At 58.6% G+C, this 24,261-nt stretch carries 20 protein-coding genes and 1 pseudogene; 9 read left to right on the forward strand and 12 right to left on the reverse strand.

Features of this window, described 5'->3' with window-relative positions; genetic code table 11:
- Positions 1-260: 260 nt before the first annotated feature.
- The 4 genes and pseudogenes from JZX87_RS31565 to JZX87_RS27420 all read left to right on the forward strand — a co-directional run.
- Positions 261-344: pseudogene (locus tag JZX87_RS31565) on the forward strand (arsenical resistance protein ArsH); the annotation flags it as partial.
- Between the two features lie 709 nt (positions 345-1,053).
- Positions 1,054-1,530 carry a universal stress protein gene (locus tag JZX87_RS31905; protein WP_353654272.1) on the forward strand — a complete coding sequence of 159 codons (477 nt, stop codon included), beginning with the start codon at positions 1,054-1,056 and terminating at the stop codon, positions 1,528-1,530.
- A 34-nt stretch (positions 1,531-1,564) separates the two neighbouring features.
- Entirely contained in the window at positions 1,565-3,187 is a 1,623-nt protein-coding gene (locus JZX87_RS27415) for an MBL fold metallo-hydrolase (RefSeq protein WP_206829014.1), read from the forward strand.
- Between the two features lie 42 nt (positions 3,188-3,229).
- Positions 3,230-5,086 carry a heavy metal translocating P-type ATPase gene (locus tag JZX87_RS27420; protein ID WP_206829015.1) on the forward strand — a complete coding sequence of 619 codons (1,857 nt, stop codon included), beginning with the start codon at positions 3,230-3,232 and terminating at the stop codon, positions 5,084-5,086.
- A 182-nt stretch (positions 5,087-5,268) separates the two neighbouring features.
- Here the strand turns inward: JZX87_RS27420 and cysG are convergent, their stop codons facing one another.
- The 9 genes from cysG to JZX87_RS27465 form a co-directional block, all read right to left on the reverse strand.
- Positions 5,269-6,753, reverse strand: a complete 1,485-nt coding sequence (gene cysG / locus JZX87_RS27425) for a siroheme synthase CysG (RefSeq protein ID WP_206829016.1) — start codon at positions 6,751-6,753, stop codon at positions 5,269-5,271.
- Positions 6,725-9,424: a nitrate reductase gene (locus JZX87_RS27430; protein ID WP_206829017.1), complete on the reverse strand. Its 2,700-nt coding sequence runs from the start codon at positions 9,422-9,424 to the stop codon at positions 6,725-6,727. Before JZX87_RS27430 ends, cysG begins: the two co-directional genes overlap by 29 nt.
- 6 nt (positions 9,425-9,430) lie before the next feature.
- Positions 9,431-9,769, reverse strand: coding sequence for a nitrite reductase small subunit NirD (nirD, locus tag JZX87_RS27435; protein WP_206829018.1), 339 nt, complete (start codon positions 9,767-9,769; stop codon positions 9,431-9,433).
- Positions 9,770-9,774: 5 nt separating this feature from the next.
- Positions 9,775-12,237, reverse strand: coding sequence for a nitrite reductase large subunit NirB (gene nirB / locus JZX87_RS27440; protein WP_206829019.1), 2,463 nt, complete (start codon positions 12,235-12,237; stop codon positions 9,775-9,777).
- Between the two features lie 4 nt (positions 12,238-12,241).
- Positions 12,242-13,039, reverse strand: coding sequence for an ABC transporter ATP-binding protein (locus JZX87_RS27445; RefSeq protein ID WP_148144176.1), 798 nt, complete (start codon positions 13,037-13,039; stop codon positions 12,242-12,244).
- A 10-nt stretch (positions 13,040-13,049) separates the two neighbouring features.
- Positions 13,050-13,967: a nitrate ABC transporter permease gene (gene ntrB, locus JZX87_RS27450; protein ID WP_148144175.1), complete on the reverse strand. Its 918-nt coding sequence runs from the start codon at positions 13,965-13,967 to the stop codon at positions 13,050-13,052.
- A 76-nt stretch (positions 13,968-14,043) separates the two neighbouring features.
- Positions 14,044-15,342, reverse strand: coding sequence for a CmpA/NrtA family ABC transporter substrate-binding protein (locus JZX87_RS27455; RefSeq protein WP_206829020.1), 1,299 nt, complete (start codon positions 15,340-15,342; stop codon positions 14,044-14,046).
- Positions 15,343-15,715: 373 nt separating this feature from the next.
- Positions 15,716-16,960, reverse strand: coding sequence for a CmpA/NrtA family ABC transporter substrate-binding protein (locus tag JZX87_RS27460; protein WP_206829021.1), 1,245 nt, complete (start codon positions 16,958-16,960; stop codon positions 15,716-15,718).
- Between the two features lie 30 nt (positions 16,961-16,990).
- Entirely contained in the window at positions 16,991-17,578 is a 588-nt protein-coding gene (locus JZX87_RS27465; protein ID WP_148144172.1) for an ANTAR domain-containing response regulator, read from the reverse strand.
- 15 nt (positions 17,579-17,593) lie between these two features.
- On the opposite strand from JZX87_RS27465, the gene JZX87_RS27470 reads away from it, so the two are divergent.
- Complete coding sequence (locus JZX87_RS27470; RefSeq protein WP_206829022.1) at positions 17,594-17,815, forward strand: hypothetical protein; 222 nt, start codon at positions 17,594-17,596, stop codon at positions 17,813-17,815.
- A gap of 101 nt (positions 17,816-17,916) precedes the next feature.
- Here JZX87_RS27470 and JZX87_RS27475 read toward each other — a convergent pair whose 3' ends face one another.
- From JZX87_RS27475 to JZX87_RS27485, 3 genes are all read right to left on the reverse strand, one after another.
- The gene (locus tag JZX87_RS27475) at positions 17,917-18,621 is read right to left on the reverse strand and encodes a GntR family transcriptional regulator (RefSeq protein ID WP_206829023.1); all 705 of its coding nucleotides are present in this window, start codon (positions 18,619-18,621) and stop codon (positions 17,917-17,919) included.
- A gap of 2 nt (positions 18,622-18,623) precedes the next feature.
- On the reverse strand, positions 18,624-19,298 hold the full coding sequence (locus JZX87_RS27480; protein WP_183829897.1) for a GntR family transcriptional regulator: 675 nt from the start codon (positions 19,296-19,298) through the stop codon (positions 18,624-18,626).
- Between the two features lie 94 nt (positions 19,299-19,392).
- Entirely contained in the window at positions 19,393-21,282 is a 1,890-nt protein-coding gene (locus JZX87_RS27485) for a bifunctional sugar phosphate isomerase/epimerase/4-hydroxyphenylpyruvate dioxygenase family protein (protein WP_206829024.1), read from the reverse strand.
- Between the two features lie 199 nt (positions 21,283-21,481).
- On the opposite strand from JZX87_RS27485, the gene JZX87_RS27490 reads away from it, so the two are divergent.
- The 4 genes from JZX87_RS27490 to JZX87_RS27505 all read left to right on the forward strand — a co-directional run bounded on the left by JZX87_RS27490 (position 21,482) and on the right by JZX87_RS27505 (position 24,206).
- Positions 21,482-22,312, forward strand: a complete 831-nt coding sequence (locus JZX87_RS27490) for a transporter substrate-binding domain-containing protein (RefSeq protein ID WP_183686524.1) — start codon at positions 21,482-21,484, stop codon at positions 22,310-22,312.
- Between the two features lie 106 nt (positions 22,313-22,418).
- On the forward strand, positions 22,419-22,862 hold the full coding sequence (locus tag JZX87_RS27495) for a type II 3-dehydroquinate dehydratase (protein ID WP_183686522.1): 444 nt from the start codon (positions 22,419-22,421) through the stop codon (positions 22,860-22,862).
- A gap of 21 nt (positions 22,863-22,883) precedes the next feature.
- The gene (locus tag JZX87_RS27500; RefSeq protein WP_112502128.1) at positions 22,884-23,552 is read left to right on the forward strand and encodes an amino acid ABC transporter permease; all 669 of its coding nucleotides are present in this window, start codon (positions 22,884-22,886) and stop codon (positions 23,550-23,552) included.
- A 12-nt stretch (positions 23,553-23,564) separates the two neighbouring features.
- Entirely contained in the window at positions 23,565-24,206 is a 642-nt protein-coding gene (locus JZX87_RS27505; protein ID WP_206829025.1) for an amino acid ABC transporter permease, read from the forward strand.
- The last annotated feature ends 55 nt before the right edge of the window (positions 24,207-24,261 follow it).

The following is a 24,261-nucleotide window of genomic DNA, read 5'->3' on the forward strand; positions in this document are numbered from 1 at the left end:
TTGAGACAATCGCTACGATGAGCGATGATCCACTCATCAGCCTGCCAGCAGCAAGCTGACACTCATCCGGCCCTCTGCGATGAGCCGTGGCCGTCTAAGCTACACCACTCCCTGGGACACGATCCATTAATTTGGATTTACTGAAGGTTCCGCCGCAATAACGGCGCTTGCCGCTTTGGCTCAAAACAACTCGCACCGCACGACGACCATCTTCAGCCAATCGAGCCAAAATCCCTGCGGCCTGTGTTCTCAACCCGTCGGACGAAGCACCTGTTAGTCACCCCAAGGTGCATCAACTCCGAGAGCTTTCCCAATGGTTGGAAGGTCAGGTCTGGATCAGACCTATGCAGGCGATCTTTCGAACATCAGCGGGTTTAGCAGTTTGAAACAAAGCACTCGATCTTGAGCGCTCTGCTGGTGAGGTGCAGTAAAGCGAGGATGTCAGAAAAATTGCCGTCAATGCTCTCATCTCTCAGCCCGTCAAAAACTCGAGGTTGACGCGCAACCAATAGGCCCCAACTAGCCGCTGCTGCTGCAAACGAAGCGGGTAACAGCGTCAAGTGCTCTGGATGTCTGCATTCAAAATTCGGATCAGAACCCATGCATAAATGGGGCTCCGACAACGTGATCTGCGTCATTTCGCAATTCTAATTTAGTCCTACAATGTTCGTGGCATGGACAAAAGAAAGCACGGGAGGGCTTGAGATGTCGAACACATGCATATTGAGCGTTGTTGGCGTGGATCACGGCGACAAAGATCTGGCCGCGGCAGTAAGGATGACGTGTGACGCCGGAGGGGAACTTCAGGCTATTCTCGTATCCTGTGTCCCGTATCCTCTGATCGGAGGCCCCGGATACGGAGGCGATAGCCCGTTTGCCTTGATCTGGGAGGAGCATCGACGCCTCGAAACGCAGGCGAATGAACTGACATCTGTGCTCACGGCTGGCGGGTTACGCGGCATGGTGACCCCCGTCTTTTGTTCTTCGGGGCAGGTATCCAGCCATGTCGCCCGTCATGCCAATTCCGCGGACATCACCGTGATCGGAGGAACCATGGCAAATGACCTCCATCTCGCCAGGCGGGTGGTCGACGGCGTTTTGTTCCACTCTTCATGTCCCCTATTGATCCTTCCAAAGCGGAGGGTCGCAACTCTTCGACCAAAACAGATCGTGGTCGCCTGGAACGGCCGGCGCGAAGCTTGGATTGCGGTGCGGTCATCTATAACTCTCCTTCAGAACGCCAATCGCGTTCACGTTGCTCTCGTCGACGTCGATAGTGAGGCTTCAGGAGAGGCGAATGGTGCCGATCTTGCGGGCTTTCTGTTGCGTCATGGAGTTGAGGTGGTGATTGATCACCTTCACGGAAGTGACGATCCGGCCATTGTCCTGCAGCGGCATGCCGAAAGCCTTGATGCTGATCTCATCGTCATGGGTGCCTACGGTCATTCGCGGCTTGGCGAGCGTATTCTGGGCGGTACGACCGAAACGATGCTTCAGCATCCTGCGATCCCGGTTTTGATGGCGCGCTAAATGCGTATCGCCTTATGGTGAGGGAGCTTTGTATATGACATCAGCAAAAGCTGGACGAAAGGATCTGCGCGATCCGGTTCTTCGCTTTTTCGGCGCAGCGAGAGGCGTTACGGGGTCGTGTTTTGCGATCGAGACCTCAGATACATTTGTGCTGATCGATTGCGGGCTTTTCCAGGGTTCCAAAACGGAAAAGCAACTTAATTATCGGGAATTTCCCTTCGATGTTGCTTCAGTTGATGCGGTCATTCTCACTCATGCTCACATCGATCATTCAGGCTTGCTGCCAAAACTTACAAAACGCGGCTTTGCCGGCCCTATCTATGCCACGCCAGCCACGGTAGATCTCTGTAGTGTCATGCTTCCCGATGCTGGCCACATCCAGGAAGTCGAAGTCGATCAGAGGAACAGGCGCTATCGTCAGCGAGGCGAGGAGGAGGTCGAACCGATCTACACTGCCGATGACGCCTATCAGATGTTACACCGCTTTCACGCGGTCGAATGTGAGCGCTGGCAGTCAGTTGTACCGGGCGTTCGGTTTCGCTTCTGGAATGCCGGTCATCTGCTCGGATCGGCTTCAATCGAAATGGAAGTCGGCCCGGATAATCCTATCCGCATCCTGTTTTCCGGAGACATCGGACCGGACAACAAGCTTTTTCAGGCTGGGCCAGTCGCGCCAAAACATTGGGACTATGTGGTCTGCGAAAGCACCTATGCGGACAAGGATCGCGTTGATGCCACGATTGAAGGTCGGCGTCAGCTCCTCGGTCGGGAGGTTCGCGCCGCCTCGCGCCATGAGAATGGCGCACTGATCATTCCTTCCTTCGCGGTGGAGCGGACTCAGGAGTTGATGACTGACCTGATCCTGTTGATGCAGCAATCGGAGATCAAGACTGTCCCGATTTACATCGATTCTCCACTTGCGACACGGGCGAGCGAGATTTTCCAAAAGCATAGGCATGACTTCAATCTGGGTGTCGCCCTTGATCGCGCCATGCATGCCAAGAACGTCCACTTTACCGAAAGCGTCGAACAGTCAAAGGCTCTCGATCGGGTCCGCGGTTTTCACATCGTGATCGCCGCAAGCGGTATGTGCGAAGCTGGCCGTATCCGGCATCGCTTGAAGAACTGGCTATGGAGAGAAGAGGCAACCGTGCTGTTTGTCGGCTATCAGGCGGCCGGCACACTTGGAAGACTACTCGCCGGTGGAACGACGCCCGTAAAGATCCAGGGCGAGGAGATCACGGTCAGAGCGCAAATCCGCCAGATCGATGCCTATAGTGGTCATGCCGACGGTCCCGAACTGGAGCGCTGGTTGCGAAGCCGCTTGCCAATCTCGCACGGGATCTTCCTCGTGCATGGGGAGGAAGCCGCCTTGACCGCGATGAGTCACCGCGCTGCCGACTGCACACCCGCGACCCCGGTATTCGTGCCGTTCATCGATAGCGCATTCACCCTTAACGATGGTGGCCCAACCGATATCTCCGTGTCCATGCCATCGCCGAGAATCGATCCCCTGACCATCGGGCACAGAGACTGGAATAATGACTATCAGGTGCTCTTGCAGGACATCAACGAGACGGTTCGCGCCGCGGCCGACGATCGCTCCAGAGCCATCCTTTTGCGCAAATTCCGGCGAGTCTTGCAGGACGAACGGTAAGCGTTGGCCACGGCTGTTTTTGCGCGACGGAGGTCGGATCAAATGAGTGCACTGTCCAATGTCAAACTAGAAAGATACCGCGTCGCTATCCTGGTGACGGTGGCGGCTGTGGGCCTGATCACCGGGCTGCTGGCTCAGCACTATCAGCTTTATTATGTTGCGCAAATCGCATGGTCGTCGGCGAGCTGCGTGGTCATCGCCGTGCTTGCGATTCAAGTGGTTCAGGCGCTGCGCGGCGGCGATTTCGGCCTTGATATCGTTGCTCTGATCTCCATGTCCGCTGCTCTTGTCTTTGGCGAGCATCTGGCGGCAAACGTTGTTGCCCTAATGTATGCTGGCGGGCAGTGGTTGGAAGACCTTGCTCGCCAAAGGGCCGGACGCGAAATGAGCGCGTTGTTGGGACGGGTAACGCGGACCGCCATGCGATATCGTGGTAATGCACTGGAAGAGGTGGCGCTCGGTACAGTCCGGCCGGCGGACAGACTGCTGATCCGAGAGGGTGAGGTGCTACCGGTCGACGGCCGTGTCGCAAGTGAATACGCCACTCTTGATCTGTCCACCCTTACGGGCGAATCCTTGCCCAGGACTTTTAGCAGGGGTGAGGAAGTGTTTAGTGGTTCGAGTTGTGTCGGGCCAGTCTTCGATCTGAGCGTAAGCCGGCCGGCATCCGAGAGTGCTTATGCCAATATTCTGCGCCTGGTAAAGGCGGCACAGGACAGCAAGGCTCCTCTGTCGCGCATGGCCGATAGATATGCGGCCGGCTTCCTATTGCTTACGCTCGCAATGGCCCTGGCGACGTGGGGGTATAGCGAGGATACCATGCGGGTCGTTGCCGTGCTTGTGGTTGCGACACCGTGTCCCCTTATCCTCGCAGTCCCGATCGCATTGATCGCAGGCATGTCGCGCGCTTCGCGCATCGGTGTGCTGATTAAAGGAAGCGAAGCGCTGGAGACGTTAGCAAACATTCGCACGGCAGTGCTGGACAAGACCGGCACCATAACGTCTGGACAGGCGAAACTCGTGGAGACAAGGGTGCTGGCACCCTACACAGACCAGGATCTGCTCACATATGCGGCGAGCCTAGATCAGGCTTCGGCCCATGTGACCGCGACAGCGCTGATCCGCGAAGCGGCCGAACGGAGCCTGACGCTCATTCCTCCAACGAATATCGACGAGACACCCGGCTCTGGGCTGGAGGGTGTGGTCGCCGGCCGGAAAGTTATCGTTGGTGGCATCGCGTTTGTCCGTGAACGCTGTACCGCCTCGGAGCGTGACAGTGTGACCGAGATCGGCGCATCCGACGGTCTTCCAAATGCTATGACCGTGGGCGTTGGCCTGGACGGCCGATTTGCCGGCATCCTTACATTCGCGGATCAGATGCGGCCAGATGCAACCACTGTCATAGAGAATTTGCGAGATTCAGGGATAGACAGGATCATATTGGCATCCGGCGACCGAGCTGCAATTGCGGAAAGCATGGGCAGGGCGGTGGGAGTTGACCTCGCACTCGGTGATCTGTCGCCCGAAGCCAAGGTGCGGATCATTCAGGACGAGCGGCATCGCGGCCCGGTCATGATGGTAGGCGATGGCGTCAATGATGCCCCGGCACTCGCTGCCGCAGATGTCGGTGTGGCCATGGGAGCCAGAGGCAGCGCGTCTTCCTCTCAGGTGGCAAGCATCGTCCTCATGGTCGACGAACTCAAGGCACTTGCAGCGGCAATGACAATTGCTCACGGTAGCAAAAAAATCGCAATGGAGAGCGCAATTGTAGGGCTTGGCCTCTCCGTTTCGGCCATGATCGCGGCGGCGTTCGGATATCTTTCTCCTGTTGAGGGCGCGGTAATACAGGAAGGCATCGACCTTGTGGTCATCCTGAATGCACTGCGAGCACTGCGCTAAAGATTATCGCGCGGCCCCTTGAAATCTGTTCAATAGGCATTGCCGAATCCCTTCCTGATTGATCCAGTTGATGGTCACGACGTGCTTAAACTATGGGGTGATTCATCCAAGTATGCCATTCCGGTCACCGTGCCTTTTTGTTCTAACGGGCTGGGTGCTATCGATACATGTCTGCGGTAGGCTCACGCGCGCGCTGTTATCAAACTTCCATGGCGACCCCTAACGTGCAAGGGATCCTGAAATACGGTGCCGATCCCGACAAGCACAGGCTGCTCGTATCCGAAATGTTCCATTGCTGCCGGGAGTGAACTCAAGCTGCCAGACCATCGCTTCTCGTTCCGCCGTGTGATGGATTGCATGATAGTTGCGGGTGTATCCTGGGAAAGCCCCGCAGCGATCAGCCTGCCCGAGAGTTCGCTGGCCGTGCGGCCCGCCATATAGTAGATCGTCGTGGTGTGCGGATCCGTGAGGCTCGTCCAGTCCAAGTTGTCAGGCAATGCACCCTTGCGGGAATGTCCGGTGACAAAACGAACGGATTGCGCGCAGTCGCGATGAGTCAGCGATATGCCGAGTTGCGAGGCCATGGCGCTGGCAGCCGTGATGCCCGGCACGACATCGACGGAAATGCCGGCCTGCTGCAGGCAGGCGATCTCCTCGCCGGCCCGCCCAAAGATCATTGGATCTCCGGATTTGAGGCGCACCACCCGTTTGCCGGCATTCGCAAGTGCCAGCATCATATCGTTGATGTCTTCCTGACGGCAGCTTTCCCGACCGCCGCGCTTGCCGACAAGCATGCGCTTTGCCTCGCGGCGTGACAGTTCGAGCACTTCGTCGGAAACCAGGTCGTCGAAGAGTATGACATCCGCCGCCTGCAGCGCTCGGACAGCTTTCAACGTCAGAAGCGCCGCATCGCCCGGACCGGCGCCGACGAGGGTGACATGGCCTTTGCCGGGCGGCAGATCGCCTGCCAGCCGGTCGGCATCGCGGATAAACTGACTTTCGGCTTGCGGCGAGGGCTCGTTCCTGAAGGCACGGTCGACGAAACGCTCCCAGAAGAGGCGACGTTGTGCACCGGGTTGAAGCCTCTCGTTCACCCGATCCCTCAGCCTCTGTGCCATCTCGGCCCAAGCTTTGAGTGACGCGGGAAGGAGCGTTTCTATCCGCCGGCGAATGGCCTGCGCGAGAATGGGCGCCGCACCATCTGTCGATATCGATACGACGACTGGCGAGCGGTTGACGATCGAACCGAACTGGAATTGGCAAAATGCCGGCTTGTCGATCACGTTGACCGGCACGCCGGCCTGCCGTGCTGCCTCGAAGAATGCGCGGGCTTCGTAATCTTCGTCACAATCGCCAATCGCAAGTGCTGCGTCCTCGAAGGCGGCTGCATGCCAGGCATGGTCATGGTGCGCGAAGCTGCCCAGCGGATGGTGGGAGCCTCTGGCAATCAGGGTCTCGAATGTGTCCGAGAGCCGTTCAGCATAGACATGCACGTCTGCGCCGCAGGCGGCGAGAAGCTCGGCCTTCCATGCCGCGGCCTCGCTTCCTCCTGCGACAATCACCCGTTTGCCCTCCAGGGCCCAGAAGACCGGCAACTTGGCAAGCAGCGTCATACGGGCGCCGCGTTCCGTCTCTTTCTCATTCCGCTGCTGTTGCAAGACAACCATCGATGATCCCCCTGATTTCGGCGCGGCATGAACCGCAATTTGTCCCGGCATTGGTCATGTGGCTCACTGCCTCAACGCTTGAGGCACCGCCGCGAATGGCAGCAATGATGTGGTTGATCCCGACCGAAAGGCAGGTGCAGACGGTGGCGCCCGGATCTGGCTGGTCTGCTCCGGGCCGACCGGCGATCACCGCGAATCTTCGCCGCACGTCCGCATGCGATGCCGTCAGCTGAGCGACGGCCCAATCTCGGGCAACGCCCACCGGCCCGCGGGAAAGGAAGAAGGCTGCAAGCAGCCTCTCGCCGTCAAAAAAGGCGAGGCGGACGTCCTCGTCCTGCCTGTCGATATAACCCAGAGGTTCGATACCGACCGGGATGTCGAAGGCGATGCGGCACCATTCTGCCAAATCCTCGACTGGTTCCGAGAACGCGATTTCGCTGCGCCAGCCGCCCGGTGCCCTGGCGCGTGCCCAATACAACGCGCCTCGGAAGTCGGGCATGGCGCTGGTCACAGCGAAACCGTAAAACGCTCCGTCGAGGCCACTGGCTGCGACAGGCACGTTTTTTGAGGCGGGCTGGCCCGAGACAGGGTCTGTCACGGGCGGCACAAGGGCATCGATCCGGGCTCGCGAGGCAAACTGGTCATTCCAGTGCATCGGCACGAAGATATTGCCGCGTGCCTGCCGCGGCGTAATCAGTGCGCGCAGAATGACCTTGCCGTGGGAGCTGGCAAGCTCGACCAGCGCGGCGTCCTGAATGCCGAGTGCGGCTGCGTCGCTCGGGTGAATTTCCGCAAAGGGTTCGGCGATGTGGGCCGACAGCCTGTCGCTCTTGCCCGTGCGGGTCATCGTATGCCAGTGGTCGCGAACGCGGCCGGTATTGAGTGTCAGGGGGTAGGCCGAGCAGGTGTGATCCGTGACGGCAGGAGCTTTTATCGCCACAAAACGGGCCTTGCGATCCGGATGATAAAAGTCGCCCTTGGCGAAAAACCTTTTGCTGTCCTCTCTGTAATCCTCTGTCAAACTGGCGGGCCACTGGAAGGGCAGAAGAGCCTGATAGGTCCGCTCGTCGATATTTTGGCACGCACCTATATCGAAGTCTCGCCGTCCCTCGTTCTCAAAGGCTGACAAGGCCGCATGCTCGGCAAAGATCTCGGATGGGTGACGATAGTCGAAGCCGGAAAAGCCCATCCGCCGGGCCACCTCCGCCATTTGCCACCAGTCTGCCTTTGCATCGCCGGGATGGTCGAGGAAATCGCGCTGGCGCGAGATGCGGCGTTCCGAATTGGTAACGGTGCCCGCCTTTTCTCCCCACCCCAGCGATGGCAGAAGCACATGCGCATGACGCGTCGTATCCGTGTCCCGCAGCACATCGGAGACGACGACGAACGGGCAGGCCCTGATCGCGGCCTCCACCGCATCGGCATCGGGCATGGAGACGACGGGGTTCGTTGCCATGATCCATAGCGCCTTGATCCTGCCGTCCGCCACGGCGCGGAACATGTCGACGGCCTTGAGGCCGGGCCTTGCTGCGATCATGGGGGATTGCCAGAAGCGCTGCACCCTGTCGCGATCCTCGGCGCTTTCGATCGCCATATGCGCTGCCAGCATGTTGGAAAGCCCGCCGACCTCACGTCCACCCATGGCATTGGGCTGGCCTGTCAACGAAAACGGTCCCATCCCCGGCCGGCCGATGCGGCCGGTCGCCAGATGGCAGTTGAGGATGGCATTCACCTTGTCTGTGCCCGAGGACGACTGGTTGACCCCTTGGCTATAGCAAGTGACGACCTTCCGCGTCGTCTCGAAGAGGCGGTAGAAAGCAACCAACTCCGACTCACTGAGGCCCGTGCGCGCCGCGATGTCGGGGAGGGGAAGCTGCGCAGCAGCCTGCAAGGCTTCCTCGTAACCCGCAGTATGAACCGACACATAGGCATGGTCGATCGAATTGCTTGCGGCAAGATGGGCCAGAAGCCCCATGAACAGCGCGACATCACCATCTGGGCGGATCGCCACATGAAGGTCGGCGATGTCGCATGTCATGGTACGGCGCGGATCGATGACCACCACCTTCATCTGCGGTCGGGCCGCCTTGGCGGCTGCTAGGCGCTGATAGATGACCGGGTGGCACCATGCGAGATTGGACCCCGTCAGAACGACAAGATCGGCAAGCTCGATATCTTCATAGCTGCCCGGCACCGTGTCAGAGCCGAAGGCGCGGCGGTGGCCGGCCACCGATGACGACATGCAGAGCCGGGAATTCGTGTCGATATTGGCGGAGCCGATAAAACCCTTCATCAGCTTGTTGGCGACATAGTAATCCTCGGTCAGCAATTGGCCGGATACGTAGAAAGCCACCGCATCCGGTCCATGCTCTGCAATCACCGCCGAGAATGTCTGCGCAACGAGATCGAGTGCCTCGTCCCATCCGGTTTTTTGCCCGGCGATCTGCGGAAAAAGCACCCGCCCGTCGAGATCGATCGTCTCGGCCAGCGCCGACCCTTTGGAACAGAGCCGGCCAAGATTGGCCGGATGTTCCGGGTCTCCCTTGATGGTCACCACGCCATTGTCGGATACGGTGGCGATCACGCCGCAACCGACACCGCAATAGGGACAGGTGGTTTTCGTTTCCTTCGGTCCTGTGGGCGACAGTGTCGTCGACACGATGGGTGCCATGGCGGTCTACTCCGCCGCGACCATCATCGCGCCCTCAAGCGCGATGAAGAGCCGGCCGTTCTCATTGCGGACAGGGATTGTCCGCACCTCGCCGTCATCGGCACCAAGCGCCTTGCCGCTCTCGAGCGAGATGACCCAGTTGTGCAGCGGGCAGGTGACGGACGTGCCATGCACGATGCCTTCGGAGAGCGGGCCTCCCTTGTGAGGGCAGCGGTTTTCGATCGCATGGACCTCGTGTTCGTCGGTGCGAAACACGGCAATGGTCATGGACGGAGTTTTAACGCAGCGCGCGCCAAGCAACGGGATTTCGGTGATGTCGCCGATCGGATGCCAGTTCATGTCCATTGTTCTCACTCCGCAGCCTGGCCGAAGCCGATCGATGCCATCGGCCGGAACTCGTGCTTGTCCTTGCCGGATACGCGCTCCGACCACGGGTCGACCTGGGCGAATGTCTGGGAAAAGACGAAACGGTCGTAGTAGCCGCGCCGTCTGTCGTGATCCTCGATGATCTGACGGCGGATCTCCTCAAGGCCGATGCGCTTGGCCCATTTGTAGATCCGTTCTAGATAGCGCGCCTGCTCTCGGTACATCTGGGTCAGGGCCACGATATGTTCGAGCGCCTCGTCCTCGCTCTTCACGAGGCCCAGAACTTCCGTGCCCTTGATGTCGAGACCCGCAGCACCGGCGAAATGGATCTCGAAGCCGCTGTCGACGCAGATGACCCCTATATCCTTGCAGGTTGCCTCGGCGCAATTTCGCGGACAGCCGGAAACCGCCATCTTCAGCTTGGCCGGCGTCCAGGAGCCCCACATGAATTTCTCGATGCGGATGCCAAGCCCGGTCGAATCCTGCGTGCCGAACCGGCACCAGTCGGAGCCGACGCAGGTTTTGACGGTACGAAGGCCCTTGGCATAGGCCTGGCCAGAGATGAAGCCGGCTTTGCCCAGATCGGCCCAGACGGCCGGCAGGTCATGTTTCTCTATGCCGAGAAGATCGATGCGCTGGCCGCCAGTCACCTTGACCATCGGTATCTCGAACTTGTCGACAACGTCGGCAATCGCCCGCAATTCCTGCGAATTGGTGACGCCGCCCCACATGCGCGGCACGACGGAATAGGTGCCATCCTTCTGGATGTTGGCGTGGATGCGCTCGTTGATGAAACGCGACTGATAATCGTCGGCATATTCATCCGGCCAGTCGCAGACGAGGTAGTAGTTGAGCGCCGGCCGGCACTTGGCGCAGCCGCAGGAGGTATTCCACTCCAGTTCCTGCATCACGGCGGGAATGGATTTCAGCCCCTTGGCCTTGATGAGACGGCGCACATCGTCATGGCCGAGATCGGTGCAGGCACAGATGGGCTGGACCGCTTTCGGATTGTAGGCGTCGCCGAGCGTCAGCGTCATCAGTTGCTCGACAAGGCCAGTGCAGGTGCCGCAGGAAGCCGACGCCTTGGTATGGGCGCGCACCTCGTCCAGCGTCGTCAGCCCCTTGGCCGTGATCGTCGATGTGATCTTGCCCTTGCATACGCCGTTGCAGCCGCAGATTTCTGCATCATCCGGCAAGGCTGCAACGGCCGCCATAGGGTCCAGCGGGGCTCCTCCCTGATAGGCCTGGCCAAAGATCAGGGTGTCGCGCATCTCGGAAATGTCGACGGCCTTCTTTTTCAGGTCGTTGAACCAGGCACCATCGGCGGTTTCGCCGTAAAGGACGGTGCCAATGATCCGGTTGTCCTTAAGGACGAGGCGCTTGTAGATGCCGGCCGTCGCATCGCGAAGGACGATCTCCTGGCGATCGTCGCCATCGGCGAAATCGCCGAGCGAATAGAGGTCGATACCGGTCACCTTGAGCTTGGTCGGCGTGTCAGTGTGAACGAAGGCAGGCGTCGGGTCGTCGGCAAGGTGGGAGGCTGCAACGCGCGCCATCTCGTATAGCGGCGCGACGAGGCCATAGACCATGCCGCCGACCTCGGCACATTCGCCGAGCGAATAGATGTCGCCATCGGATGTCCGCATGCCGGTATCGACGACGATGCCGCGATTGACGGCAAGGCCGGCATCCCTGGCGAGATTGATGTTCGGACGGATGCCGACCGCCATGACGACCAGATTGGCCGCAATGACGGTGCCGTTATCCAGCTCCACGCCCTCGACCTTTCCGTCGCCGATGATCGCCTTGGTATTGGCCTTGCAGATCACCTTGATGCCGCGCTCCTCGACGGCCTTCTGCAGCAGGTAGCCGGCAGCGGGATCGAGCTGGCGCTCCATCAGCGTCGGCATGACATGCAGCACGGTAACGTCCATGCCGCGCAGCGCGAGGCCAGCTGCCGCTTCGAGGCCGAGAAGCCCGCCACCGATGACGACGGCCTTGGCGCGCGACTGTGCGGCAAGCAGCATGGCATCGACATCGTCGAGATCGCGATACGAGACGACGCCCGGCAGATCCTTGCCAGGAACGGGAATAATGAAGGGCACCGAGCCGGTGGCAATCACCAGCTTGTCGTAGCTCTCCGTCACACCGTGATCGGAGGTCACGGTCTTGGCATCGCGATCGATGGCGACGATCTTATGGCCCTTGTAGAGCGTAATGCCATGGTCGATGTACCAGCCGTCGCCATGAATGACGATCTGCTCGTAGGTCTTTTCGCCTGATAGGACAGGCGAGAGCATGATGCGGTCGTAATTGACGCGCGGTTCGGCGTTGAAGATCGTTACCGAATAGCGGCCGGGGGCGTGTTCGAAGAGATGTTCCAGCATGCGGCCAGGCGCCATGCCGTTGCCGATGACGACGAGTTTCTCAATTGCGGTTTCGGACATGGGTTTACTCCGCAGCTTCAACGAAGCGGTGACGTTCGTAGAGGAATTTCAGCACGGCCTCGCGGCACTTGAGGTAGGTGCGGTCACCCGCAAGCTCGATGCGGTTGCGCGGCCTCGGTATGGCGACATCGAGCACCTCACCGATGTGGGCGGCCGGCCCGTTGGTCATCATCACAATGCGATCCGACAGGAGCACTGCCTCGTCGACGTCATGGGTTATCATCACCATCGTGTTGCCGAGGCGGGCGTGGATTTCCATGACCGCATCCTGAAGATGGGCGCGGGTGAGGGCGTCCAGCGCGCCGAAAGGTTCATCGAGCAACAGGATCTTCGGCTCCATGGCAAGCGCACGGGCAATGCCGACGCGCTGTTTCATGCCGCCCGAAATCTCTGACGGGCGCTTGTCCTTGGCATGCGCCATCTGCACGAGGTCGAGATTGGCCATGACCCAGTCGTGCTTTTCGCTCTTGGTCTTGGTGGCTCTGAAGACCTTGGAGACAGCTAGATTGACATTCTCGTAGACGGTCAGCCATGGCAGCAGGGAATGGTTCTGGAACACCACGGCACGTTCCGGTCCGGGCGCGTTGACCTCTCTGTTCTCCAGGAGCACGGCGCCATTCGAAACCGGTGTCAGACCGGCGATCAGGTTGAGCAGGGTGGATTTCCCGCAGCCCGAGTGACCGATTATCGAGACGAATTCGCCCTTGTCGATGGTGAGGTTGATGTCTTTCAGCACTTCTGCGCGCGAGGCACCGCGATCGAAATACTTGTCGATGTGGTCGAGCTTGAGATAAGCGTTCATGAAAATCCCCTCAATTGGCCGAGGTGCCGCGGGTGACGAGCTTGCCGATCGCGGCGACCAGCTTGTCGAGGATGAAGCCGACGACGCCGATATAGGCGAGGGCGACGATGATGTCGGGCAGGCGCGATGAGTTCCACGCATCCCAGATGAAGAAGCCGATTCCGACACCGCCGGTCAGCATTTCGGCCGCCACGATTGCAAGCCAGGACAGGCCGACACCGATGCGAAGCCCGGTGAAGATATAAGGGGCGGCCGATGGCAGCATGATCTTGAAGAAGAATTCCAGCTGGTTGAGGCGCAGTACCTTGGCGACGTTTCGATAATCCTGAGGAATATTGCGCACGCCGACAGCCGTGTTGATGATGATCGGCCATATGGAGGTGATGAAGATCACGAAAATGGCCGAGGGATTGGCGTTCTGGAAGGCGGCAAGCGAAAGCGGTAGCCATGCGAGCGGCGGCACTGTGCGCAGGACTTGGAAGATAGGGTCGAGGCCGCGCATAGCCCAAACCGACTGGCCGATGACGGCGCCGACGACAATGCCGACCACTGCTGCCATGCCGAACCCGTAAGCGACACGCTGGAGCGAGACGAGAACCCGCCAGCCGAGGCCGATATCCTGCGAGCCGTAGTTGAAGAACGGATAGGCGATCAGGTCATAGCTTTCGGCCCATACCCGGCTCGGCGAGGGCAGGGAGGCATTGGGTGACGAACAGAGCGCTTCCCATGCCAGAAGAATGAGTAGGATCACGACCAGCGGGGGGACGACATTGCGAAGCAAGGCGCCACCAAGTTTGGCCGCATCGAACTTAGGCATAGTTCTGCCGGTGAAGTGGACGACATTTGCCTGCGGCTTGGCGCCATCGATCGGGCCAGCGGTCGGCTCGATGCTTGCGGTTGGCGTTTCCTGTTTTGCCAGGGCTGACATTACGTGCTCCATGGAAAGGCTTGAGGGAGAAGGGGGCGGCACGCGTCTCTGCGCGCCGGAGCGGTCTGCCGGTCGTTCAGGAGACGGTCTTGATCGTCAGGCTGTCGAGATAGGCCGTCGGGTTGTCGGGATCGAAGATCTTGCCGTCGAAGAACGTCTCTTTGCCACGCGAGGCGGAGGCTGGAATGTCGCTTGCGGCAACGCCCAGTTCCTTGGCTGCATCGCGCCACAGGTCTTCGCGATTGACCTGATCGACCAGCTTCTTGACGTCGGTGCCGGGCGCAAACGTGCCCCAGCGGATGTTTTCCGTGACAAACCAGGCATCATGGCTCTTGAAGGGGAAGGACGCCTGATCGCGCCAGAACTTCATGTAGAGGTCGGTACCCTTGATATTCCGGCCGTTGCCGTAGTTGATGTCGCCCTTCAGGCGGCCTACCACATCCTTCGGTGGCACGTTAAACCATTGGCGGCGGCCCAGAATGTCTGCCATCTCTTCCTTATTTTCCATCTTGTCTGCCCATTGTTGGGCCTCCATGACGGCCATAAGCAGGGCCCTCGCCGCATTCGGATTCGTCTCGACCCAATCGGCGCGCAGGCCGAGCGCCTTTTCCGGATGATGCTTCCAGAGTTCGCCGGTGGTACAGGCCGTAAAGCCGATACCCTGATTGACCAACTGTTCGTTCCATGGCTCTCCCACACAGAACGCGTCCATGTTGCCAACCTTCATGTTGGCGACCATCTGCGGCGGCGGAACGACGATCGTGGATACGTCCTTGTTCGGGTCGATGCCGCCGGCTGCAAGCCAGTAACGGACCCAGAGATCGTGTGTGCCGCCTGGGAAGGTCATTGCCACCTTCACCTCATTACCGGCCGCCTTCTTCTTGGCGAATGCTTCTTTGAGCTTTGAGGCATCGAGTTCGACGCCGGTTCCCGCATAGTCCGCGGCAACCGAAATGCCCTGGCTGTCGAGATTGAGGCGGGCGAGGATCGCCATCGGCACTGGCTTGTTGTTCTGGGTCACCTTGCCGGTATGCATGAGATACGGGAGCGGCGAGAGGATATGCGCGCCGTCAATGCCGTTGGCTGCGCCGCCGAGCACGAGATTGTCGCGGGTCGCTCCCCAAGAGGCCTGTTTAGTAACCTCGGCGTCCGGCAGCCCGTGTTTGTCGAAAAGGCCCTTTTCCTTCGCCACGATCAGCGCTGCGGCGTCCGTGAGCGCTATGTAGCCGAGCTTGATGCCCTTAACCTCCGGCCCCGGCGCTGCGGCAAAGGCGCCGGACGGGAAGGCTGCCTTAACTGCGCTGACGAGAGCGGCGGTGGTTGTGGTCTTCAAAATGGTGCGGCGGGTGATGCCGGTCTTCACAAATCGGGTCATAGGCAGGTTCCCTCTGCTGGTTTTTTGGAAAAAGGGCATAAAAAAACGCCGCTCGGAGATCGCGCCTCAAGGATTGGAAATCCCGGGCAGCAAAAACCTTGCGACGTCGATGTCGTTTGAGAACGCTTTCGCGCGTTCATGAGCCCAGATCACCGTTGACCGGAGCAAATCCATAAAAGCAAGTAGTGTGCCAGATTGACGGCGTCAGACTACCGCGATGAAATTACTTGGATATTCTTCGGGCTCGATTTGCGCCGAACCGTGGGGCCACAGATGCTCTGCGAATATTTTGTGCTGATGCTGCCAAATATGCGCGCAAAGGATAAGCAGTACATGACACGCATTATCGCATTTATATGAGGTGTCTTCAGCCCTAAGAGGCGGCACCCGTTCCGAGCGTCGCGATATAGTCGGGTATGGCAGCAGGATCGAATACGTGCCCGTCCATGAACCGGTCGCCTTCCAGATTGCCTTCGACCGTTATATCCTGGCCCGTGGGTGCGGAACCGAGCGCGGCCTTATACAGGTCTGGTCGGTATGCGCTTGCGGCGGCAAGCAACCCTTCCTCGTTATAGGTCGTCTGACCCCAACGGATCATCTGACTGTAAATCCAGAGCGCATGCCCCGGTTTGGGATAGTTGGCAAAACGCCGGTTGAAGGTGAAATAGTCAGGGATCAGGCGCCCGTTACCCTTCGCGTCCAGACTGAACTCGCCGGCAAGGACCTGACGGATGATGCCGATGGGTGCGGCGATGTAACGGGAATCAGCTAGTGCCTCGGAAAGTCCGTCGTGGTTTTCCGGCGTGTCGCACCAGCGCGCTGCCGCGTCGAGCGCAACGATCAGACGCGAGACGGTGTCCGAATGGCTGACGGCCCATTCCGGCCGCATGGCAACCACCTTTTCAGGCGCGGAAGGCCAGATGTCTTGTTTGGCGGCAACGATTCGTCCAACGCCGCGCTCTGATGCAACCATGTTCCAAGGCGCTCCGACGCAGAAACCGTCAATGGCGCCGGCTGCGAGGGCATCGGATGTCATCGAAGGCGGCACGACGACGAGCTTCACATCCCGATCGGGATCAATGCCGCCTGCGGCAAGCCAGTAGCGGAACTCGTAATTATGCGACGAGAACGGGTAGGTGACCCCGAGGCGCGGCACGGCTTCACCCTGTTCGCGCATTACCTTCAGCAGACTAGCCAATGCGCGAGCGTTTTCCAGCGCGCTCGCCGTTTCGGCAAGGTGGCCGACCTCCAGCATCCGTTCGAATAGGCGGAGCGACAGTGTGATTGCGTTGCCGCCACGACCGAGCGAAAACGGGGTAATGGTTGGGGAGGGATTTGAGCCGAGGCCAAGCATGGAGGCAACCGGCATGGGTGAAAGCATATGGGCGATATCGAATTGACGAAAGGCAAGCCGATCTCGGATGTTGGCCCAGGAGACATCTTTCACCATCTCGAGTGCCAGCCCTTCTTTTCTTGCAAAGCCGAACTCTGCGGCCGCAATCAGGACGGATGCATCGACGAGCGGGATGAAGCCGGCACGCAGGATCTTTTGTTCCGGAGCGCCAATGGTGGCGGGCGCACCGAGATCATTTCCAGCCCGATCTGTTCTCTTCATCATCTTAACTCTGCATCCTCCTGCCCATATCCATCACATCAGAAGACCTGCGGCAGTCACTAGGCTTTGCGCAATTTCAGCCATTTTCTTTTTTTCGTTCATTGCTGTCTGACGCAACAATGCAAAGGCCTCCTCCTCCGAAAGCCCGCGCATTTTCATGAGTATGCCTTTAGCTCGCTCCACGACCTTACGCTCCTCAAGCGCGGATCGAGCTTCGGCTAGTTCTTGCTGCAGTCGACTAAAGGCGTTGAAGCGGCTGACGGCCATGTCGAGAATGGATTTGACGCGTTCCTTCTTAAGGCCGTCGACAACATAAGCGGAAACGCCTGCCTCCATGGCAGACTCGATCAAGGCGGTGTCGGATCGATCCACGAACATCGCAATCGGGCGACTGACGGTGCGAGTCAGCTGGAAAAGATGTTCCATCATATCCCGGTTGGGGTTTTCGATGTCGATGATGATGACGTCCGGCTGTTGCGTCTCGATGATGCGGGCAACGCCATTGACCTCATGAATGACCGTGACATTGCTGTGACCGGCCTCGTTCAGGCCTTCCTCGATGATCGAGGCGCGGATGGCGTTTTCATCTATAACCAAAATTGTCAGATCGGATTTTGCCATTGCCACCCTCAGTCAATGGCGCTGGGCGAACAGGCGGCGAAATTTCCGGTGGCGATCAATGTCGTCCACGGCAATGAAGTGGGCCGGCCTGGCGAAATGGTTGTGGTCATTCCGCAGGCAGCCGGGATAATGCGAATGAAAGGCGGATACGGCGCCAAGGATATCCCCTTTTTGACTTTGAGAGGGAGAAGCAATCCGCATGCCATGCCTTCCAGCGCGCAGGTCTCGACCGATTGAGTGCCTTGCGTTGGAAGGGATATGTGTCCTGCCTGTTTTATGAGCAATTCCTGTAAGTCGATTGACAAAACTTACGGCACGGCAGGAGACTCAAGGATCTGTCAAATGTTCAGAAGAAACCCCGGTTCTTTCAAAATATGCTCAACTCCCCTCTGTACGTGGCTGGTGATGATCTGCCTTGCGCCATCTGCGTCTCTCGCAAGCGCCCGTTCAAATAGCAGCTTGTGATCGTCGACGACCGCAGTGCCTCGAAAACTGCCAGCGAGCATATGATATCGAAGGAAACGATCGAAGACCGAGGACAGGTTTTGCAGAAGCGTTGTCGACTTGCTTGCCGCAACGATCGCCCGGTGAAACTCCCAGTCACATCTGACCCAGTCGATCGTGCGGGCAATATCTCCAGCGAGAAGCCTGCGCTCCACCGCAGCCAATCGATGATGCGCGGCCACGATCGAGCCTTCCCACTCAAGATCTCCGGTGGCGAATGAAAGGCCGATAGCATGGCATTCCAACACGATGCGAAGGTCGGCCAGCTCTGTCAGTTCTCGCCTGGATACTGGACTGACCTCAAATCCACGCTGCCCTTCTGCAAGCACAAGATTCTCTGCCGACAATCTGCAAAGGATCTCACGTAGTGACGAAATGCTGATCGAGTATCGCTCGCGAGCCTTTTCAAGCTTGATCTTGGAGCCTGGCGGCAAGGTCCCGAGTATGATGTCCTGTCGCAACCGGCGAAAGACCGCATCGCTGACGCTTTCGCTGAGGTCGTTCACCCGTTCGTGCTCAAATGATCGTTCTTCACGCATGATCAATCCTGAAGCGGCGACTTTCTCGCCAACGCATGTTCCACGCCTCCCTCAATGTGCAGGCCGAGGATCTTTTTCGCCGTCTTCTGGTCTCGCTCAAGGGCAGCGTCCAGAAGACGCTTGTGTTCGTCTGCAGCGATCTTGCCGCGATAGGAGAGGGCAACCATTTGGTAGCGGAGATATTTATCGAAAATGGCGGCATGGGTTTCCATCAGCAATCTCGACCCACAAGCGGAAATCAGAGCCTGGTGAAATTCCCAGTCATAGCGCTTCCAGTCTTCCGTCTGACTGGTATCGCCGCTGGCCATGACGCTTTCCATGCGGGCAAGTTTGTAATGCGCAGATACGAGCCGTGCTTCCCAGTCGACGTCACCTCTCTCGAAGGATTGCTCCAGCGCGTGTGTCTCCAATAGCAGGCGCAGTGCGGCGATCTCTTTCAAATCGGTCGATGACATCGGCGCCACATGAAAGCCGCGTTGGCCCTCCGCCACGACAAGTCCTTCGGAGGCAAGACGGTTGAGGATCTCCCTCAGCGTGCTGACGCTGGTGTCATAAGTCTCCTTGAGCTTCTCGAGCTTAAGCTTCTGACCGGGAGCGAGACGCCCGAATATGATATCGGCTCGAATTCGCTTGTAGCTGTTTTCGGCAACGGTCTCGGTGGCTAGATCGGAAAGCATGTGCGCATCTCGGAGATTTCCTCAATCCTCATACATATTTTGTCTGCTCGTTTAAACCCACCCGGTGACGCTCAACAGATTGGCCCACCATCGATCAAAGCCTCGGCAAGCCTTCCGGCCTGAGAGCCTTCTTCAATGCAGCAATGCGGAAGATGGCGTTGGCCGCGCCATATCCGCGATAGCCGCTACGTTGCACGATCTCGAAAAAGAAGCCTTCGCCGAACGTCGTGCTGTAAATCTGGAAATATTCGCCTTGGTCATCTCTGTCGTAGAGAATATTGTCGGCCTTCAATCGCTCCGTCAGGGCCGGATCCAGGCCGAATCGAGCTTCTATATCGCCGTAATAGTTCGGAGATATGGGCAGGGGTTCGAAGCCGTTTTTGCGCAACGCGGCAACTGTCGCGAAGATGTCCTCGGTGTGAAAAGCGAGGTGCTGTATGCCCGAGCCGAACCGTTCCGCTATGAAATGGCCAGCCAATGTGCGGCGGTTCTCTGCTCCATTCAGTGTCAAGCGCAGGCTGCCTGACGTATTTTCGACCACCTGGCTGCGCACCACCCCGGACGGGTCGATGATGTCGACCATCGGCGTCTTATCGGCTTCGAATATGGAGGTGTAGAACAACAGCCAGGTCAGCATCTCATCGTAAGCGACGGTCTGGGCAACGTGATCGATATGGGCAAGATGCGCTGCGGCGATGTCCGTGTCTTCGGAAGCCGGCGTGAAGTCGATCTCCGCGAAACGGCCGAGGTTGCCTTTCTCGTCGAGGAAATAGATCAGTCCGCCGCCGACACCGCGGATCGCCGAGATCTGCACTTCGCCTTGGCTGACCAACTGCTCGAATGGTTCGGCGCCGAGCGCGATTGCGCGCGCATAGGCCGCGCCCGCATCATCGACAATCAGTGCGATCGCATAGGCAGACGTGCCGTGTACTGCAAAGGAGGCGTTTGCAAAGCCCTTTTCGTCTGTGTTGAGCAAAAGGCGGATTTTGCCCTGCTCGAAAATCGCGACTTTCTTGGAGCGATGAACTGCAGTCTTTCTGAAGCCTAGCGTCTTGAGAATGGCGGCAAGGTTTTCGCCGTCTTTTTCATCGGCAGAGAACTCGACGAACCCTATGCCCTTCACGTCGGCGCGATCCGGCATTTCCGGGACGGTCAGTGTTGAGGCATCCGGATTTCGACGAACCTGATCGCCGAGATAGACCAGCGAACGGTGACCGTCGGCCGCAATCGTCTTTGGAGAGCCGCCGCGGAACTGGTCATTGAATATTTCCAACGACAGATAACCGTCATAGCCCGTTGCCGCGATAGCTTCGGTGAACTCCCTTACCGGCAGGTCGCCTTCGCCCGGCATGTTGCGGAAATGGCGTGACCAGTAGAGCAGATCCATCTCGATCAGCGGTGCGTCCGCCATCTGCACAATGAAAATTTTGTCCTTTGGTATGGAGCGGATCGATCCGACGTCGATCTTTCGTGACAGGGTGTGAAAACTGTCGAGTATGAGGCCGATATTGGGATGATCGGCGCGCCGCACGATTTCCCAGGCATCGCGGTGGTCATTGATATGCCGGCCCCATGCCAGAGCCTCGTAACCTACGCGAAGCCCGCGCTTCGCCGCCCGATCGCCCAATTCGTGAAAATCTGCTGCAGCCCGATCGATACCGCCAAGCGATGCAGGCGAAACATTGGAGCAGACGAGGACGAGGTCGGTGCCGAGTTGCTGCATGATGTCGAATTTGCGCTCGGCGCGATCGAAAGTCCGGCTGCGCAACGGTTCCGGCATGCCCTCAAAATCCCGGAACGGTTGGAAAAGCGTGATTTCCAGTCCGTGGTCGCGAACCATTCGTCCGACATCGGCTGGACTGCCGTCGAAGGCCAGGAAATCATTTTCGAAGATCTCCACCCCGTCGAACCCGGCTGCAGCAATGGCCGCCAGTTTCTCCGGAAACTCTCCGCTGATCGACACCGTGGCAATCGATGTTTTCATTGTTTCCTCCTCCTGAAACAATCCGTTTTTTGCACTGCAAAAATCGTAATGCAATTCCCCACACAAATGTCGAAATGCATTTTGTAGGAGATTATAGAAAAACTCTGTTGATTTGAAAATGGGCTTATGTCAATTTTGGCGTGTTACCAGCTGGAGGAGAGCTGGCAGGCCTTTTAGGTCATCAGAGGAGGAGCACCTAATGTTTGGATTCAAATTGAATCGGCGCCGCGCCTTGTTGGGCGCCGCGGCAATTGTCGCCGCAGCATCGCTTTCACAGCCGGCTGCGGCTATCACGCCGGCCGAGATCAAGGCCAAGGGCAAGCTGGTCGTGGGCATTCAGGGCGACAACCCGCCTTGGGGTTTTGTCACGAGCGCAGGCAAGCAGGACGGCTTTGATGCCGAAATGGGCGCCCTGTTCGCCAAGGAACTCGGTGTCGAAGTGGAATTCGTTCCGCTCGAAGTCAACAACCGCATTCCCGCACTCACATCAGGCCGCGTTGACATTCTGTTCGCGACGATGGCGATGTTGCCGGATCGCGCCAAGGCCGTGCAGTTCAGCCAACCTTACAATGCGAACGCCATCGTCCTGATCGGGCCGAAGGACAAGTCGATCAAGACGAATGATGACATGGCCGGCTTGACGATCAGCGTCGCTAAGGGTGCAGCCCAGGATACTCAGGTCACCAAGAATGCCCCGCCTACCGCGACCATTCGCCGGTATGACGGCGACGCAGCAAGCGTTCAGGCGTTGGCTTCCGGCCAGGTCGACGCGCTCGGCGGCAACATCTTCTATCTCGATCGCGTCGAGAAGGCAGTCCCGGGCAAATTCGAAAACAAGCTCGAATTCCAGAAGCTCTACAACGGCGCCTGCACGCGCCTAGGCGAGAAAGAGATCAATGTCGCGGTGAACGAGTTCATCGACAAGATCAAGGCCAATGGCGAACTGAAGAAGATCTACGACAAGTGGATGAAGGTTCCGGTGCCGGAATTCCCGAAGAGCCTTGAAGGTATTCCGTTCACCGCGAAGTGAGCTTCAGCTCTTCGTAAACTCTGAATTTCGCGTGGTGGCACCTAAATGAGGTGCCAGCGTCGGCGCATGGCAAATCCTTGCGCCGACGCTTCCCGGAGTTTTCTTCATGAACAAGACGATCTTTGTCCTTAACGGACCCAACCTCAATCTTCTGGGTGAGCGGGAGCCGTCCATATACGGCACGACAACCCTTGGCGACATTCGCGAGCGATGCGAGGCGAAAGCTGCGTCTCTGGGTTTCTCGGTCGATTTTCGCCAGACGAATTTCGAGGGCGAACTGGTGGAATCCGTCCATCAGGCGCGAAAGGATGCTTGTGGCATCATCATCAATCCGGCCGGATACACTTTCACGTCCATCGCCCTGCTGGACGCACTGAAGACTTTCGACGGCGCGAAGATAGAGCTGCACATATCCAACGTGCATGCCCGCGAGAGCATCTATCACAACTCCCTGATTTCACGCACCGCGACCGGCATCATGATCGGCTTCGGAGCCCGCGGTTACGAACTGGCGATCGAAGCCATGGCCGACATGGTCGAGCCGTCCTGAGAACGCGCCGCAGGAGATATCATGAACTATACCCTTGATTTCACTCCGGTCATCGACGGTCTGCCAAACCTTCTATGGGCCTGTCTCGGAACATTCACGCTGGCCATTTGCGGCATGCTTCTGGCGATCGTGATCGGCATCGGCGGCGTCATTTTGCGCCAGTCGCCATTCAAGCCTTTGCGCTGGCTCGTGATCGGCTTCGTCGAACTGATCCGCAACACGCCGTTTCTGGTGCAGATCTTCTTCATCTATTTCGCGCTGCCGCTGGCCGGCATCCGGCTCGATCCGACGCCGACCGCGATCATCGCGCTTGGCATCAATGGCGGCGCCTATGCCATCGAAATCATTCGTGGTGGCGTGCAGTCCATTTCGAAGGGGCAGATGGAGGCGGGACTGGCGCTCGGGCTGCACAAGGCTCAGGTCTTCCGCCTGATCATCCTCAAGCCGGCACTGAGGGCGATCTATCCCTCCCTGACGAGCCAGTTCATCCTGCTGACGCTGACGACCAGCATCGCATCCGCCATCTCGGCCTACGAACTGACCTCGGTATCGCAACGGATCGAGTCCGACAGCTTCCGCAGCTTCGAGGTCTATTTCACAGTGACGGCGTTCTACCTCGTCATCTCCTGGGTGATGATGCGCATCTTCGCGCTCTTCTCCTCCCGCTATTTCAGCTACCCGGTCAGATAAGGAGGAAATCGAATGGGACGCGAAGAATTCCTTTTCCTTCTGGCAGGCCTGAAATGGACAGTCGCGCTGTCCGTGGTCGCCTTCATATGTGGCAGTATTGCGGGGCTGATAGTCGCTTTGGCGCGCACCTCCGGCATCTTCATCGTCGAGCGCCTGACGGCCGGCTATATCGCGGTATTCCAGGGTACGCCGCTGTTGATGCAGCTTTTCGTGGTTTATTACGGACTGGCCCTGATCGGCATCCAGATGGATGCGTGGGCTGCGGTGTCGGTCGGCTTGACCCTCCATGCAAGTGCCTTTCTGGGGGAAATCTGGCGAGGATCGATTGAAGCGGTCGCGCGTGGGCAGACGGAGGCCGCCAAGGCGCTGAGCCTGGGTTACGTCTCGCGGATGAAGGATGTCGTCCTTCCCCAGGCGATACGGATCTCGCTTCCGGCCACGATTGGCTTCCTGGTGCAGCTCATCAAGGGAACATCGCTCGCTTCGATCGTCGGTTTCACCGAACTGACCCGCGCCGGCAACATCATCTCAAACCAGATCTTCCAGCCATTGACCGTCTTCGGCGTGGTTGGAGCCCTCTACTTCCTGATGTGCTGCCCGCTGACCATCTACGGCGCCCATCTCGAACGCAAATTCCTGACCGCCAGCCGCTAGGCCGTGCCGGTCGAGAAATCCGGAGTTTTATGGATGAACCAGACAATGAATAGCG

Origin of the sequence: Agrobacterium sp. Ap1 (assembly GCF_017313375.1) — a bacterium.
GTDB classification, from domain to species: Bacteria; Pseudomonadota; Alphaproteobacteria; order Rhizobiales; family Rhizobiaceae; genus Neorhizobium; species Neorhizobium cellulosilyticum.

Coding starts and splice junctions, on each gene's coding strand:
- JZX87_RS27490 (WP_183686524.1), top strand. CDS start 21,482: ATGTTTGGATTCAAATTGAATCGGCGCCGCGCCTTGTTGGGCGCCGCG.
- JZX87_RS27460 (WP_206829021.1), bottom strand. CDS start 16,960: ATGATGAAGAGAACAGATCGGGCTGGAAATGATCTCGGTGCGCCCGCC.
- nirB (WP_206829019.1), bottom strand. CDS start 12,237: ATGTCCGAAACCGCAATTGAGAAACTCGTCGTCATCGGCAACGGCATG.
- JZX87_RS27475 (WP_206829023.1), bottom strand. CDS start 18,621: ATGCGTGAAGAACGATCATTTGAGCACGAACGGGTGAACGACCTCAGC.
- JZX87_RS27485 (WP_206829024.1), bottom strand. CDS start 21,282: ATGAAAACATCGATTGCCACGGTGTCGATCAGCGGAGAGTTTCCGGAG.
- nirD (WP_206829018.1), bottom strand. CDS start 9,769: ATGGACATGAACTGGCATCCGATCGGCGACATCACCGAAATCCCGTTG.
- JZX87_RS27480 (WP_183829897.1), bottom strand. CDS start 19,298: ATGCTTTCCGATCTAGCCACCGAGACCGTTGCCGAAAACAGCTACAAG.
- ntrB (WP_148144175.1), bottom strand. CDS start 13,967: ATGTCAGCCCTGGCAAAACAGGAAACGCCAACCGCAAGCATCGAGCCG.
- JZX87_RS27470 (WP_206829022.1), top strand. CDS start 17,594: ATGGCGCTGGGCGAACAGGCGGCGAAATTTCCGGTGGCGATCAATGTC.
- cysG (WP_206829016.1), bottom strand. CDS start 6,753: ATGGTTGTCTTGCAACAGCAGCGGAATGAGAAAGAGACGGAACGCGGC.
- JZX87_RS27430 (WP_206829017.1), bottom strand. CDS start 9,424: ATGGCACCCATCGTGTCGACGACACTGTCGCCCACAGGACCGAAGGAA.
- JZX87_RS27415 (WP_206829014.1), top strand. CDS start 1,565: ATGACATCAGCAAAAGCTGGACGAAAGGATCTGCGCGATCCGGTTCTT.
- JZX87_RS27455 (WP_206829020.1), bottom strand. CDS start 15,342: ATGACCCGATTTGTGAAGACCGGCATCACCCGCCGCACCATTTTGAAG.
- JZX87_RS27505 (WP_206829025.1), top strand. CDS start 23,565: ATGGGACGCGAAGAATTCCTTTTCCTTCTGGCAGGCCTGAAATGGACA.
- JZX87_RS27445 (WP_148144176.1), bottom strand. CDS start 13,039: ATGAACGCTTATCTCAAGCTCGACCACATCGACAAGTATTTCGATCGC.
- JZX87_RS31905 (WP_353654272.1), top strand. CDS start 1,054: ATGGCAAATGACCTCCATCTCGCCAGGCGGGTGGTCGACGGCGTTTTG.
- JZX87_RS27495 (WP_183686522.1), top strand. CDS start 22,419: ATGAACAAGACGATCTTTGTCCTTAACGGACCCAACCTCAATCTTCTG.
- JZX87_RS27500 (WP_112502128.1), top strand. CDS start 22,884: ATGAACTATACCCTTGATTTCACTCCGGTCATCGACGGTCTGCCAAAC.
- JZX87_RS27420 (WP_206829015.1), top strand. CDS start 3,230: ATGAGTGCACTGTCCAATGTCAAACTAGAAAGATACCGCGTCGCTATC.
- JZX87_RS27465 (WP_148144172.1), bottom strand. CDS start 17,578: ATGGCAAAATCCGATCTGACAATTTTGGTTATAGATGAAAACGCCATC.